The sequence below is a fragment of the Bacillus sp. SKDU12 genome (genome assembly GCF_010093085.1).
Lineage (GTDB): Bacteria > Bacillota > Bacilli > Bacillales > Bacillaceae > Bacillus > Bacillus mexicanus.
In genome coordinates this window covers 1-13,325 of sequence record NZ_MSRC01000016.1, presented here as the reverse complement: position 1 = coordinate 13,325, position 13,325 = coordinate 1, and the positions used below count along the sequence as shown (strand labels likewise).

At 42.7% G+C, this 13,325-nt stretch carries 13 protein-coding genes, 1 rRNA gene, 1 pseudogene and 2 riboswitches; of the genes and pseudogenes, 9 read left to right on the top strand and 6 right to left on the bottom strand.

The window, feature by feature from the left end; genetic code table 11:
- The first annotated feature begins 5 nt into the window (after window positions 1-5).
- Both BTW01_RS12775 and BTW01_RS18730 read left to right on the top strand, forming a co-directional pair.
- Window positions 6-854, top strand: a complete 849-nt coding sequence (locus BTW01_RS12775; protein ID WP_162103342.1) for a glucosaminidase domain-containing protein — start codon at window positions 6-8, stop codon at window positions 852-854.
- Window positions 855-949: 95 nt separating this feature from the next.
- Window positions 950-1,031: pseudogene (locus BTW01_RS18730) on the top strand (hypothetical protein); the annotation flags it as partial.
- Between the two features lie 126 nt (window positions 1,032-1,157).
- Here BTW01_RS18730 and BTW01_RS12770 read toward each other — a convergent pair.
- The 4 genes from BTW01_RS12770 to cudC all read right to left on the bottom strand — a co-directional run bounded on the left by BTW01_RS12770 (window position 1,158) and on the right by cudC (window position 4,828).
- The gene (locus tag BTW01_RS12770) at window positions 1,158-2,495 is read right to left on the bottom strand and encodes a TrkH family potassium uptake protein (protein WP_162103341.1); all 1,338 of its coding nucleotides are present in this window, start codon (window positions 2,493-2,495) and stop codon (window positions 1,158-1,160) included.
- A 6-nt stretch (window positions 2,496-2,501) separates the two neighbouring features.
- Window positions 2,502-3,170: a potassium channel family protein gene (locus BTW01_RS12765; protein WP_162103340.1), complete on the bottom strand. Its 669-nt coding sequence runs from the start codon at window positions 3,168-3,170 to the stop codon at window positions 2,502-2,504.
- 72 nt (window positions 3,171-3,242) lie between these two features.
- Window positions 3,243-3,390: riboswitch (cyclic di-AMP (ydaO/yuaA leader) on the bottom strand.
- 149 nt (window positions 3,391-3,539) lie between these two features.
- Window positions 3,540-4,079, bottom strand: a complete 540-nt coding sequence (bslA, locus tag BTW01_RS12760; protein WP_162103339.1) for a biofilm surface layer hydrophobin BslA — start codon at window positions 4,077-4,079, stop codon at window positions 3,540-3,542.
- A 206-nt stretch (window positions 4,080-4,285) separates the two neighbouring features.
- Window positions 4,286-4,828 (bottom strand): choline uptake/conversion transcriptional regulator CudC, encoded by a 543-nt coding sequence (gene cudC / locus BTW01_RS12755; RefSeq protein ID WP_162103338.1) that lies wholly within the window; start codon window positions 4,826-4,828, stop codon window positions 4,286-4,288.
- Window positions 4,829-5,025: 197 nt separating this feature from the next.
- On the opposite strand from cudC, the gene betB reads away from it, so the two are divergent.
- From betB to BTW01_RS12740, 3 genes are all read left to right on the top strand, one after another.
- Window positions 5,026-6,498, top strand: a complete 1,473-nt coding sequence (gene betB, locus BTW01_RS12750) for a betaine-aldehyde dehydrogenase (RefSeq protein WP_162103337.1) — start codon at window positions 5,026-5,028, stop codon at window positions 6,496-6,498.
- A gap of 15 nt (window positions 6,499-6,513) precedes the next feature.
- Window positions 6,514-7,722 carry a choline dehydrogenase gene (gene gbsB / locus BTW01_RS12745; protein WP_162103336.1) on the top strand — a complete coding sequence of 403 codons (1,209 nt, stop codon included), beginning with the start codon at window positions 6,514-6,516 and terminating at the stop codon, window positions 7,720-7,722.
- 87 nt (window positions 7,723-7,809) lie between these two features.
- On the top strand, window positions 7,810-8,388 hold the full coding sequence (locus BTW01_RS12740; protein WP_162103335.1) for an MOSC domain-containing protein: 579 nt from the start codon (window positions 7,810-7,812) through the stop codon (window positions 8,386-8,388).
- 6 nt (window positions 8,389-8,394) lie between these two features.
- Here the strand turns inward: BTW01_RS12740 and BTW01_RS12735 are convergent, their stop codons facing one another.
- Window positions 8,395-8,883, bottom strand: a complete 489-nt coding sequence (locus BTW01_RS12735; protein ID WP_162103334.1) for a DinB family protein — start codon at window positions 8,881-8,883, stop codon at window positions 8,395-8,397.
- Window positions 8,884-9,052: 169 nt separating this feature from the next.
- On the opposite strand from BTW01_RS12735, the gene BTW01_RS12730 reads away from it, so the two are divergent.
- Genes BTW01_RS12730 through BTW01_RS12720 form a run of 3 tightly spaced genes read left to right on the top strand, consistent with a single transcriptional unit; the run spans window position 9,053 to window position 11,673 of the window.
- Window positions 9,053-9,577 carry an NfeD family protein gene (locus BTW01_RS12730; protein WP_162103333.1) on the top strand — a complete coding sequence of 175 codons (525 nt, stop codon included), beginning with the start codon at window positions 9,053-9,055 and terminating at the stop codon, window positions 9,575-9,577.
- A 20-nt stretch (window positions 9,578-9,597) separates the two neighbouring features.
- Window positions 9,598-11,136 (top strand): flotillin lipid rafts scaffold protein FloT, encoded by a 1,539-nt coding sequence (gene floT / locus BTW01_RS12725; protein WP_162103332.1) that lies wholly within the window; start codon window positions 9,598-9,600, stop codon window positions 11,134-11,136.
- Between the two features lie 15 nt (window positions 11,137-11,151).
- Window positions 11,152-11,673, top strand: a complete 522-nt coding sequence (locus tag BTW01_RS12720; protein WP_162103331.1) for a GNAT family N-acetyltransferase — start codon at window positions 11,152-11,154, stop codon at window positions 11,671-11,673.
- A 38-nt stretch (window positions 11,674-11,711) separates the two neighbouring features.
- On the opposite strand, the gene thiT is transcribed toward BTW01_RS12720, so the two are convergent.
- On the bottom strand, window positions 11,712-12,290 hold the full coding sequence (thiT, locus tag BTW01_RS12715; protein ID WP_162103330.1) for an energy-coupled thiamine transporter ThiT: 579 nt from the start codon (window positions 12,288-12,290) through the stop codon (window positions 11,712-11,714).
- 100 nt (window positions 12,291-12,390) lie between these two features.
- Window positions 12,391-12,492, bottom strand: a riboswitch (TPP riboswitch).
- Between the two features lie 452 nt (window positions 12,493-12,944).
- Here thiT and BTW01_RS12710 point away from each other — a divergent pair.
- A 16S ribosomal RNA gene (locus BTW01_RS12710) occupies window positions 12,945-13,325 on the top strand; the annotation flags it as partial.

Here is a 13,325-nt window from a genome sequence, read left to right as displayed (position 1 = left end):
TTTTCATGGCCCGTAAAAAACTGAGAAAACGCAGAATCTTCATTGCGCTATTTTTTATTGTATCGATCCCGCTCGCTTTTTTTGTTTTAGCGACAACATTATCAAAACCGATTGAGACATCGAAAGAGCCTGAAGAAATTGATGAACGGCAATTATTTATAGATAGCCTGTCCGGACATGCGCAAATTTTGTATGAGAAATATCATGTTCTCCCCAGTATTACAATTGCTCAGGCTATTCTTGAATCTGACTGGGGAAACAGCGAGCTTGCTGCCCAGGCCAACAACCTTTTTGGCGTAAAAGGAAAATATAAAGGCCATCATGTCACGATGGAAACGGACGAATTTGAAAAAGGGGAACGAAAGACCATTCGTGCGAAGTTTCGAAAATACAGCACGTTTTTTGAATCAATGGACGATCACGCCCAATTGTTTGTTCGCGGCACTTCATGGAATAAAAAGAAGTATAAACCAGTGCTTGATGCTGGAGATTATAAGGAAGCGGCGACGGCCTTGCAAAAGGCAGGGTACGCTACAGACCCTGATTACGCTAACAAAATCAGCGCTATTGTGGAAACATACGATTTAAATGAGTACGATAAGGTAAATCCATCTCTCAAACCAGTGGATCTAAACGCCTCCATTAAAGACGGTGCTGTTCAAGACATATGGTCCAAGCCTTCTACTGATGATCGGTCCATAAAGATCACCTCTGCCCAATCTTACGTCGGCAAAGACATAAAGGTTGTATCCAAAAGGCAGAGAGGCCAGTCCGTCTGGTACCAATTTCAAATTAAAGATAAACTCATCGGCTGGATTGATGATTCAGCTGTTGAAATCAAGGAAGCAACCTGAACCGAGGGCTTTTTGCAGGTATTTTTCATTTTTTGTTCCGTTTAGGGGATTATGGGGAATAATACTTCACATATTCATCACTTATTGACTGTTCTGTATGTTTGTTTAGTATCGGACTCTACCATGCTGACAATCTCAAACTTAAAAAAAGGCAATTACATCGCTGTTATGATCTTGTAGCGGTCGGTCCGATAAAAAAACGTGACCTGTGACCATGCAGAGGGATAATGCCATCAATCGCGGAACATGAAAAAATATCGAATCATAAAAACTCCGGCGCTTAAATCGCCGGAGTTTTTAACATCAACCTGTAAATACTTCACCGTCAGGGTAACGAATATTGGATGTCTCTGTTTTCGCGAATGAGAACACAAACGTCAAAGGACCAATTCTTCCAATGAACATAATGATTATAATGATACATTTTCCCGCTGTTGTGAGTTCTGGAGTCAATCCCATCGTAAGACCGACAGTTCCGAATGCGGAAAAGACTTCAAACACAATTTGAATAAACGGCGCTTGTTCTGTGATCGTCAGGGCGAATATTCCTAAAAACACGATGAACAAACTGATGACGCTCACGGCTAAAGCTTTAATGATAATCGGATATTTGATGGAGCGGCGATAAATAACCGTTTCTTTTTTTCCGCGCAAATAAGCGATGACAGACATCAAAATCACGATGAACGTAGTCAGCTTAATGCCGCTTGCCGTTGAAGCGCTGCCTGCTCCAATAAACATTAATAATAAAATAAATACAATCGTTCCTTCTCTCATACTTCCTATATCAATAGAATTGAAGCCGGCGGTTCTCGGTGTCACAGCCTGAAAATAGGCGGCCCATAGTTTATCTCCTATCTGCAGATGGGCAAGCGTGCCGGGATTGCTGTACTCTAAAACAAAGATCACAAGCATGGCAGCTGCATTCAGAATCAAGGTTCCGGTAAGCATGATTTTCGTGTGTAGAGAAAACGCCTTCCATCGCCGCTTTTTCATCATGTCAAACAGAACGGTAAATCCAATCCCTCCAGTGATAAATAAGAAAGTAATCACTAGGTTCACTGTAGGATCGCCAACATAGCTCATCAAATTATCCGGCCACACCGAAAACCCGGCATTGTTAAAAGCAGATATGGCGTGAAACAAGCTGGCAAATAAGCCGGATGCCCAGCCGAACTGGGGCACAAGCCTAATGGATAAGATGAGTGCTGCTATTAACTCAACACTGATTGAAAACAGAAACAAAACTTTGACAAGGCCGATGACGCCGCCAATTGTCGGCTGATTTAAAGCTTCCTGAACCAGCACTCGTTCTTTTAACCCGATTTTTTTTCTTAATATCATGACGATTAAAACAGCAAAAGTCATAAATCCAAGCCCGCCGATCTGGATCAGCCCCATGATGACTATTTGCCCGAAAAGAGTAAACTCTGTCCCGGTATCAACAACTGCAAGTCCTGTAACAGTTGTAGCAGATGCCGCAGTAAAAAGGGCGTCTATCCATGACAAAGGCTTTATAACAGAAATCGGAAGCTTTAACAGCGCAGCTCCGATAATAATCGTAAGAAAAAAACCAATTGCAAGCACTTGAGGCGGAGTAAAGCGAACCCATTTAATTACTCTATCCTTTTTAAGCGTCACCTTTGTCTACATCCCTTCGTTTTCAAAACGTCTAATATCCTTTTTGTTTCCCATGATCACCAGACAATCCTTTTCGAAAATGATATCTTCAGGGGCGGGAGAAAGACGGACATCTCCAAGATGTTTAATAGCCAGAATTGTACAGCCGTACTTCGCCTTTACATTCAGATCAAAAAGCGATTTTGAATTAAGCTTTTTTGTTGCCAGCAGCTCGACAATACTATAATCATCTGATAAATCAATGTAATTCAAAACATTCTCATCTGAAAGACTTTGTGCGATTTTAACGCCCATATCCTTTTCAGGATGAATAATGCGGTCGGCGCCGATTTTTTCAAGCACCTTATGATGATAATAGTTTTGAGCCTTCACCCAAATATTCGGAATGTCAAACTCCTTTAATAATAACGTAGTCAGAGTACTCGCTTGAATATTCGCTCCGATGGCAACAATCACATACTCAAAATTGCGTATTCCTAACGAAAGCAATTCTTTTTCTTCAGTGGCATTTGCGATCACCGTATGTGTTGCATGAGAAACGAACGCATTTACCTTTTCTTCGTTAATATCAATGGCAAGGACATCATGCCCCATTCTGTGCAGCTCTTTGCAAATGCTGCCGCCAAAACGGCCCAGTCCGATCACAGCAAATTGTTTATTTTTCATTTTTCCCACTGTTCATATCTCCCTTAGTAAATAACGTTTTGATGCAAAAAAAGACCATTGCAAAGAATGGCCGATAAATAGGCCTCCTCTCTGTATACGCCTACGAGGTTAGCTGTCGGATTAGGGATTCAGAGTACCCCTTCTTACTTCGTAAGATTCACCCCAGTGCTGCTTAAAAACAGCCATTCGTTGGTTCCCCCGTTCGTGTTTGATTAAGCGGTAAAAGAGACTGTATGAAATTGAACACTCAAGAATTTACTCTTGTTTCTAGTGTTTGTCAATTTAAATTTTAAATAAGAAAAAAGATAATTGGGGATGGTGGAAAAAGGAGAGATTAAGACGCAAAAAAAGACCGGAGTGAACCGGTCTTTTTTTAGATTAGTTGCATGGCTGAGTCGGAGGAGTGCTGCGCTTAGCCACGTCGATGCTGGCTTCAGCGTAAAATTTATTTCCGATGCTCAAACTTTTATTCTCCGCACGGAAAGTGTATGTACCAGCGGCAGGAAGTGTTTTGTTATTCAGTCTTAATTTGAACTCGCCAGCCCCTAACAAATCAAGTGCCAGAGGGACTCTTACAGTTTTACCATTATTGAGGATCTGTGTTGTACGCAAAGCATGTCCGTTCATTGTGTCTTTCGTAGTTGCAGTGAATCCGCTTGGCAGCGTAAATTCTACAACCCCAAGGCTCAAGAGCGTGTTCGGACGGTACGTCAATTCAATATCAGAGAAAGACCATTCCGTTTTGCTGGACCCTGTGATTGTTGCAAACAATGAAGCTGTTGACTGTGCTCTCATAGTAGACTCAGTATGAGCGGAAGTTGATTTAGATTCAGCAGCGAAAGAAGCGGTAGGTGCAGAAACAAGTAAGCCAAGACTTAGTGCACTGATTGCCAATGAAGATAATAGTTTGCGTTTCATAATAAAAATCCCCCTCAAAGTTTTAAATGAAAACAGGCCTGCCGTTTTTCACCTCCTTTGCCGGCCAAATACAATTCTCCCTACATGAAAAAATTATCATCAATTTTTTAGGGGGTAAATGGGATTTTATTACCGTATTTTTCAAATTTACAGTAATTTTATACAAAAGAACAAAAAAAAGCCTGGTTTCCCAGGCGTTTTTTCGTTTACTTTGTTTCAATCGGTATAAATGTAAAAATTTCTCCGCTCTGTACCGCTTCAGCGAGCCGTTTCAGCCAGTCATAGTAAGATTTAGAGCTTTCAAGCTGCTCATATAGCTGAAGTGCTTCATTTTTGATCTCTTCATTGAGGCCTTCTTTGCTCAAAACCTCTTGTAAATCAGCCTGAGCTTCTTCTATGGCTGCTATATTTACTTGAACTTCCCGTTCCCATTTAGGCGGAAAGAAATTTATGAAAAATTTGAAGAAATCTTTTTCAGCCACAAATGTATGTTTGCGGATGCCCCTGTGAAATGTTTTTTTCACTACGTTTAAGTCCTGCAGCTTTTTGACGCCTGTGCTCATGCTTGGTTTGCTCATTTGCAATTCCTCGCGCATTTCGTCAAGGGTCATCTCATCCCTCATATACATCGTCCCATATAAAATCCCCACACTGCGGGTGATTCCATAAAGATCCATTGTTTCAGCAATGGAGTCGATAACAAGATCCCGAGCCTGTTCTATAGCTGTAACTTCTGGATTTTCATCCATACTGACCCTCTTTTCCATTAGAAAATTAAATTTGTTAAGTTATTTCTTTATGTTCTTTATCTTAGCGAAACATAAAGAAAAGTCAAAAAGAAAAATTAAATAGGACTTTGACAGTTTAAAAATCGTACGATAGATTAAGGTTGTTAAAAACGTTAAATTTTTATTTAACAAACTTTATTTACGTCAAGGAGGCTTATATGAGTCAAACATTATATATTGACGGAGAATGGATCAGTTCTGAAAAAGAGCAGATCCGCAGTATAATCAATCCATTTAATCAAGAAGAAATTGCAACTGTAAGCGAAGGAGGACGAGAGGACGCCATAAAGGCAATCGCAGCCGCGCGAAGAACATTCGACAACGGCGAATGGCCATCTTTATCAGGGATTGAATGCGGTAAAATTGTTCTGAAAATTGCGGAATTAATCAGACGCGATCTTGATGAGCTGGCTGAACTTGAATCGCTTGATACGGGAAAAACCCTCGAAGAAAGCAAGGGGGACATGGACGATATCGCCAATGTTTTTCAATATTACGCCGGCTTGGCAGATAAAGATAGCGGAGAAATCATTTCTTCTCCAATCCCTGATTCAGAAAGCAAAATTATCAGAGAGCCGATCGGGGTTTGCGGCCAGATTACTCCATGGAATTATCCGCTCCTGCAAGCGAGTTGGAAAATCGCACCTGCACTGGCTGCAGGCAATACAATCGTTATGAAACCAAGTGAAATCACACCGCTGACGACAATCAAAGTTTTTAAGCTGATGGAAGAAGCCGGCGTTCCAAAAGGTGTCGCTAATCTTGTCCTCGGACCGGGAGCTACAGTAGGCGACGAGCTTGCCGTAAACAAAGACGTCGATTTGATTTCATTTACAGGCGGAATCGAAACAGGCAAAAAAATCATGCGGGCTGCAAGCGGAAACGTCAAAAAAATCGCACTTGAACTTGGCGGAAAAAATCCAAATATTGTGTTCAAGGACGCAGATTTAAAGGTTGCAGTCGATCAGGCATTAAACGCAGTATTTTTCCATGCCGGTCAAGTATGCTCAGCTGGTTCCCGTTTACTTGTTGAAGATGCCATTCATGACCAGTTTTTAGCGGAGCTTGTCAAACGGGCAAAACGCATAAAACTCGGTAATGGTTTTCACACAGATACAGAAAGCGGCCCGCTTATTTCTGCAGAGCACAGGGCAAAAGTAGAAAAATATGTAGAGATCGGAATAAAAGAAGGCGCGAAGCTTGAGACAGGGGGCAAACGTCCGAACGACCCTGCGCTTCAAAACGGCTTTTTCTATGAACCTACGATTTTCTCAAACTGTAAATCTGATATGAGAATCATTCAGGAAGAGATTTTCGGTCCTGTATTGACTGTCGAAGCCTTCAGCTCTGAAGAAGAGGTGATCGCGCTTGCGAATGATACCATCTATGGTTTGGCCGGAGCGGTATGGTCAAAAGATATTGAAAAGTGTGAGCGCGTAGCAGCCCGCTTGAGAATGGGAACAGTCTGGATTAACGATTTCCATCCTTACTTTGCACAGGCGCCATGGGGAGGCTATAAGCAATCCGGATTCGGACGTGAGCTTGGAAAAATTGGTCTTGAAGAATATACAGAAGTCAAACATGTGTACCGCAATACAAAACCTGCGGCAGTTAATTGGTTCAATTCATAAGAGGGGGAGTTAATGATGACATTAAATATGAAAGTAGAAAGCATGAACAAGTTTCATACATTTGAAATTCCGACTGTGATTAAGCATGGAATCGGGGCTGTCAAACATACAGGTGAAGAAGTAGCAGCGCTGGGCGTTTCTAAAGCGCTTCTTGTCACAGACCCTGGGATTTATAAAGCCGGTGTCGCTGATCCTGTGATTGAATCACTTAAAGAAGCAGGCATTGAAGTTGTGCTCTTTCATAAAGTAGAACCCAACCCGCCTGTCCGTCTGGTGAATGAAGGATCTGAGCTTTACAAAAAAGAGAACTGTAATGGATTGGTGGCAGTCGGAGGCGGAAGCTCCATGGATACTGCAAAAGCAATCGGAGTAGAAGCCACCCATGAAGGAAGCGTGCTTGATTATGAAGCGGCAGACGGAAAAAAGCCGCTGGAAAACCGCATTCCTCCGCTGACGACAATTCCGACAACGGCCGGAACAGGATCAGAGGTAACCCAATGGGCGGTTATTACAGATGAAGAAAGAGAATTCAAATTCAATACTGGCGGGCCGCTGATCGCAGCTCATGTGACCATTATTGATCCTGAGCTTCATACTTCAATGCCGCCGCATGTAACAGCCATGACAGGAATTGATGCGCTTGCCCATGCCATTGAGTGCTACACAATGAAATTTGCGCAGCCAATCACGGATGCAGTTGCCTTGATGGCGATTGAATATGCCGCTCATTATATTAGAAGAGCATTTGCTGACGGAGAGGATCTGGAAGCAAGATACGGAATGGCGCAGGCTGCGATGCTTGCAGGTCTTTCTTACGGCAGTGAATCAGCAGGCGCGGCTCACGCAATGAGCCAAACGCTTGGCGGTATTATCCCAGTTGCTCATGGTCAATGTGTGGCTGCGATGATGGGTCCTGTTATGGAGTACAACTGGAAGGGCTATCCTGAGAAATTTGCACGTATTGCCAAAGCGTTCGGTATTGATACAAGCAAAATGACAACAGAAGAAGCAGCGAGAGCATCTGTCAACTGGATGTATGATCTGGTCGAAGATTTAGAAGTGCCGACTTTAGAAGAGCAGGGAGTATCACCTGATATGATCGAACGCTTGTCAAAAGAAGCGATGAAAGACCCGCAAACCTTCGGAAACCCTAGAGATTTAAATGAAAAAGCATACAATTGGATCTACAAGCGATGCTTTGATCTTATCCCTAAAACAGTATAACAACGTGTCCCGCTCCTTTACAGAGCGGGATTTTTTGGGATAATGAAACATAGATGAAAATATGAGGAAAGAAGGAAGGTGCTGCTGATGTGGAAGCGTATAACCGCAAAAGCGGAAGGGGTCTATATTGCAGATACAGAAAGCTTCATAACAAAGAAAATGGACAAGCTTGATTTTGATTTTGGCGGCATCCCCGGCGACTTGCATTTTGGCCTGACCAAAAAAGCGGGAGCAAGAGAACCGATGTTTTCAAGAGGAACTGAAATTTTCAACCGGAGACAAATTTCTATCGTATCAATAGAGGAATGTGATGAAATTGCATTAAAATTAGGCGTGCCGAACATTTTGCCGGAATGGCTTGGAGCGAATGTGGCCGTCAGCGGTTTACCTGATCTTACTTCATTAAAAGAAGGAAGCCGGCTCATTTTTCCGAGCGGTGCGGCTTTGCTGTGTGAGGGAGAAAATGACCCATGTATCCAGCCGGGAGAAGTCATTCAATCTTATTATCCGGAACAGCAGAAGCTAGCGCCGGCTTTCGTCCGCCACGCACTGGGCATAAGAGGGATCGTGTGCATTGTTGAAAGACCTGGTACTGTTTACGCAGGTGATGAAATAGAGGTTCATTCTTATCAGAAGAAAGTTAAAAGAAAAGCAGAAAGGGTCTGATTAACATCAGGCCCTTTCTATCTTTTCTTTAATTTCTTTAATCTGGCTGAGGTGCCGTTTTTCATGATGGCCGATAAAATCAATCCACTGTCTGATGGTAAGTTCTTGAAACACGGGATGCGGAAGCACTCTCTCAAAATCTTCTTCTTTCAAAGAGGCAATTGCAGCTGTTAACTGCTCTCTCACTACATCGAGCTCGCGTTTCATTTGACTGCCTGAAATAAAATCATGCTCAGGCTCAAGATGATTTGGAGCTTTCCGTTTGTTATTTCTATCCTGTGCTGCTTCAAGCGGTTTTTCTTCAACTTCTTTAACAGGAGCTTCTTTTACACGCTCCTTCAGCATTTTTTGGGCAGTCATATCGATTTTTTTTAAATGGTCAAGAACTTCCCGTATGCTCCATTCTTCGGCAGAAGGCTTTTGATTCAGCTTTTCGTCAGAAAGTCCTTTCACTTCGTTCCACGTTTCTAATCTGGCTTCATTAAAGATACTCATCATATCTCCTCCTAACATGACATTATCATATATAAAAGCAATTATCATTTATCAAGCACTTCACAATGGGTTATTTGTCTTAAAATTTTGAAACCTTTCCAGGCGTATCTCGTATTAAATGATAACGGCAGCCGTTCATCAATGCATTGATGGAGAAAGGATGAGGAAATTGGAGTTATTTGGTGTTCCTATACAAACGATTTATCTTTATACGCTTATTATCGCAGGCAGTCTTACGCTGTTATTTCTTTTTTTCGGAGATATGTTTGCAGGAATGTCAGAAGGCATACCGTTGCTTAATCCGACATTATCGCTCGCATTTTTTACATGTTTTTCGGCAGGCGGATATATAGGCGAACTGGCTCTGCCGCTGTCGAGTATGTTGATCGCGTTTCTATCTTGCATCCTTTCGATCATGCTGGTGATCTTGCTTCACATCTTTGTTCTGATGCCATTATCATCTGCAGAAGAATCATTGGTTTATAAAGAAGATGATCTAAGAGGAAGAGTAGGTAAAGTGATTACAGCTGTACCGGTTGACGGGTTTGGTGAAGTGGTTATAGAAGGGATAGGCGGAACCATTTCAAAATCAGCGGTCAGTTTTGATAATCAGCAAATCATGTACGGAACAAAGGTGTTAGTCGTAGATATTAACAACGGAGTTCTTTCGGTTACTCCGCATGAACCCATTTAAAACACAAGGAGGAATGTAATATGACAATGCCGATTATCATTGTTATCGGAGTTGTATTCTTTTTATTAATTGCACTTATTGCCGTATTCATCACAAAATATCGTACAGCAGGACCTGACGAAGCGTTAATCGTAACAGGGAGCTATCTTGGCAATAAAAATGTTCATGTCGATGAAGGCGGCAACCGTCTTAAAATCGTTCGCGGCGGAGGAACTTTTGTCCTTCCCGTCTTCCAGCAGGCAGAGCCGCTGAGCTTATTATCAAGCAAACTTGATGTATCGACGCCTGAAGTCTATACAGAACAAGGTGTACCTGTAATGGCTGATGGGACTGCAATTATTAAAATCGGCGGTTCTATAGGAGAAATCGCTACAGCAGCCGAACAATTTTTAGGGAAATCAAAAGACGACCGTGAACAGGAAGCGAGGGAGGTTTTAGAAGGCCACCTTCGCTCCATTCTCGGGTCCATGACAGTTGAAGAAATCTATAAAAACAGAGAAAAATTCTCTCAAGAGGTACAGCGTGTCGCTTCACAGGATCTCGCCAAGATGGGGCTTGTGATTGTCTCTTTCACCATTAAAGATGTACGTGATAAAAACGGTTATCTTGAATCATTAGGTAAACCGAGAATTGCCCAAGTGAAACGGGATGCTGACATCGCAACGGCAGATGCGGATAAAGAAACTCGAATTAAGCGGGCGGAATCCGATAAAGATGCAAAAAAATCAGAACTTGAAAGGGCAACAGAAATCGCTGAAGCTGAAAAAATCAATCAGCTCAAAATGGCTGAATACCGCAGAGAACAAGATACGGCTAAAGCGAATGCCGACCAGGCATATGATTTAGAGACTGCAAGAGCGCGTCAGCAAGTCACAGAGCAGGAAATGCAGGTTAAAATTATCGAACGCCAAAAACAAATAGAACTAGAGGAAAAAGAAATTCAACGCCGGGAACGTCAATATGACTCTGAGGTGAAGAAAAAAGCCGATGCAGACCGTTATTCAGTTGAGCAGTCCGCAGCAGCTGAGAAAGCCAAACAGCTCGCGGAAGCCGATGCCAAGAAGTACAGTATAGAAGCAATGGCGAAGGCTGAGGCAGAAAAAGTCAGAATAGACGGGTTAGCTAAAGCAGAGGCAGAAAAAGCAAAAGGGGAAACAGAAGCAGAGGTTATCCGCCTGAAAGGTCTGGCAGAAGCGGAAGCAAAAGAGAAAATTGCGGCTGCTTTTGAACAGTATGGGCAGGCAGCGATTTTCGATATGATCGTGAAAATGCTTCCGGAATACGCGAAACAAGCAGCGTCACCTCTTTCAAATATTGATAAAATTACCGTCGTTGATACAGGAGGAAGCGGTGAATCCAGCGGTGCTAACAAAGTAACCAGCTATGCGACGAACTTAATGTCAAGCCTGCAAGAAAGCTTAAAAGCATCGTCGGGAATTGACGTAAAAGAAATGATTGAGAACTTCTCAGGTAAAGGAAATGTAAAACAAAGTATTAACGAATTAACAAATGAAATAAAAGAAGCAAAAACAGACTCAAAAAACCAGAATGCTGACTAAGAAAAGGATATCAGTATGCTAACTGTACGAGAAGCAAAGGAAGAGGATATAAAGGACATTGCAAAAGTGCATGTAGACAGCTGGAGGACAACATATCGCGGAATTGTCCCGGCTGATTACTTAAACAGTCTTAACTACAAGGAATGTGAAGACAAATGGAAAAGCCGCTCTTTAAAAGGTGTATTTGTGGTTCAGGACGAAATAGATCCACTATTCGGCTTTGCTTCCTTTGGGACTCTTCGCTCTGAACAACGAGGCTATGACGGCGAGCTATACGCGATTTACCTTTTAGAAAAGCATCAGCGGAAAGGTGCAGGCAAAGCGCTTTTAGCAAAAGGAGCGGAGTTTTTGCTTCATCAAGGCTTTTCGAGCATGTTTGTTTGGGTTATCAAGGAAAATCCCTCGATCCGATTTTATCAGGCTTATTCACCTGAAAGGGTATCGGAGGATATCTTTGAAATTGCAGGAGAAAGACTGGAAGTAGCAGGCTTCGGCTGGCCGGATCTTTCGGCTTTGAAGACAGTTCTTAACAGATGAAAAAACACCCCCAGCGTATGACGCTGGGGGTGTCGACGTTAAGATTTATCAGTTGTAAGCAAACGCGGAGCTGTCATAAACAATAAACAAAGGACAATTGCACAGATGAGGAATGAAGGAACCATATAAGTGGCATTGTAAGTCAAAGAATAAATCCATACCGGTGTTCCTTTTGGAGCGTAGCTGCCGAAAAATACAGCTCCTGAAATAACATGCGCGATATAGCGGAGGCAGCTGCCGATAAAAACTGCACTGATCACTGAAGCCGTTAATTTTCCTTTTGCTTTGGATATAGCGGCTTTACGAATAGAATAAGCGAAACATCCGCTTATTCCGATAGCTGCGAACGCGATAATATAATCTAACAGCAGCTGTATAGGGTGTTGCGGGAATAAGTTTCCAATGGCTATTTGAACCAGTCCTGTGAGCAGGCCGGTAGTGAGGCCTGCTTTGACACCCCATCGAAAGGAAATTAGAAAAATCGGAATCATCATAATGGAGACCGCCCCCCCTTGAGGCATGCGGAGGAACATTCCTGAGACGATGTCTAAAATAACAGCAGCCGCAGTCATAATTGCAATTTCAATAAGGCGAACCAGTTGCTTAGATTGATTCATAAAAATCCCCTTCCGTCGATAGACAATCCAAAAGGACAACAAAAAAGCAGCACGCGGAAGGATGAGAAAAGTTCCACGCACTGCTTTACGATCTGCAATTCATTTGACTTTGCCACATCCCTACGCCAGCGTTAACTAACAGGTTCAAAGGGTCAGAACGAAACCGCTCACTCTCAGCTTTAATGCTCCCCTTGTGGTTATCAGTATTTAGTTCGTTTCTACTATACAAGAAAAAGAAAAAAACAACAAGATCCCATGATTAATGTATGTGTTCTTTTAATAGTTAACTCCCATAGAATCTATGACAAGGATTCTAGTTTATATGTTATATAGAATTTTTTTAGAAAAACTATTGCAATAAAGAATTACAGGTGTTATATTATTAAGCGTCGCTGATGAACAGCAGACAAAACAAAAAGCTTCAAAACAATTTAAAAAAAGTTGTTGACAAAAAAAGAAGTTGGATGTTATATTGGTAAAGCTGTTTCGTTGAGAGGCAGCGAAATGATCTTTGAAAACTAAACAAGACAAAACGTACCTGTTAATTCAGTTTTAAACAAATCGCACAGCGATGTGCGTAGTCAGGGGCCTGCACGATGCAGGTCATGCAGATGTTCTCACAGGATGTGATGAACTTAATCTGCGCTCCATTACTTCATGGAGAGTTTGATCCTGGCTCAGGACGAACGCTGGCGGCGTGCCTAATACATGCAAGTCGAGCGGACAGATGGGAGCTTGCTCCCTGATGTTAGCGGCGGACGGGTGAGTAACACGTGGGTAACCTGCCTGTAAGACTGGGATAACTCCGGGAAACCGGGGCTAATACCGGATGCTTGTTTGAACCGCATGGTTCAAACATAAAAGGTGGCTTCGGCTACCACTTACAGATGGACCCGCGGCGCATTAGCTAGTTGGTGAGGTAATGGCTCACCAAGGCGACGATGCGTAGCCGACCTGAGAGGGTGATCGGCCACACTGGGACTGAGACAGGGCCCAGACTCCTGCGGGAGGCAGCCGTAGGGAATCTTCCGCAAT

Excerpts from the sequence above, each read along its gene's own strand:
- BTW01_RS12735 (WP_162103334.1), bottom strand. The coding sequence starts at position 8,883 with ATGAGTATCTTTAATGAAGCCAGATTAGAAACGTGGAACGAAGTGAAA.
- cudC (WP_162103338.1), bottom strand. The coding sequence starts at position 4,828 with ATGGATGAAAATCCAGAAGTTACAGCTATAGAACAGGCTCGGGATCTT.
- gbsB (WP_162103336.1), top strand. The coding sequence starts at position 6,514 with ATGACATTAAATATGAAAGTAGAAAGCATGAACAAGTTTCATACATTT.
- BTW01_RS12740 (WP_162103335.1), top strand. The coding sequence starts at position 7,810 with ATGTGGAAGCGTATAACCGCAAAAGCGGAAGGGGTCTATATTGCAGAT.
- betB (WP_162103337.1), top strand. The coding sequence starts at position 5,026 with ATGAGTCAAACATTATATATTGACGGAGAATGGATCAGTTCTGAAAAA.
- BTW01_RS12775 (WP_162103342.1), top strand. The coding sequence starts at position 6 with ATGGCCCGTAAAAAACTGAGAAAACGCAGAATCTTCATTGCGCTATTT.
- bslA (WP_162103339.1), bottom strand. The coding sequence starts at position 4,079 with ATGAAACGCAAACTATTATCTTCATTGGCAATCAGTGCACTAAGTCTT.
- floT (WP_162103332.1), top strand. The coding sequence starts at position 9,598 with ATGACAATGCCGATTATCATTGTTATCGGAGTTGTATTCTTTTTATTA.
- BTW01_RS12720 (WP_162103331.1), top strand. The coding sequence starts at position 11,152 with ATGCTAACTGTACGAGAAGCAAAGGAAGAGGATATAAAGGACATTGCA.
- thiT (WP_162103330.1), bottom strand. The coding sequence starts at position 12,290 with ATGAATCAATCTAAGCAACTGGTTCGCCTTATTGAAATTGCAATTATG.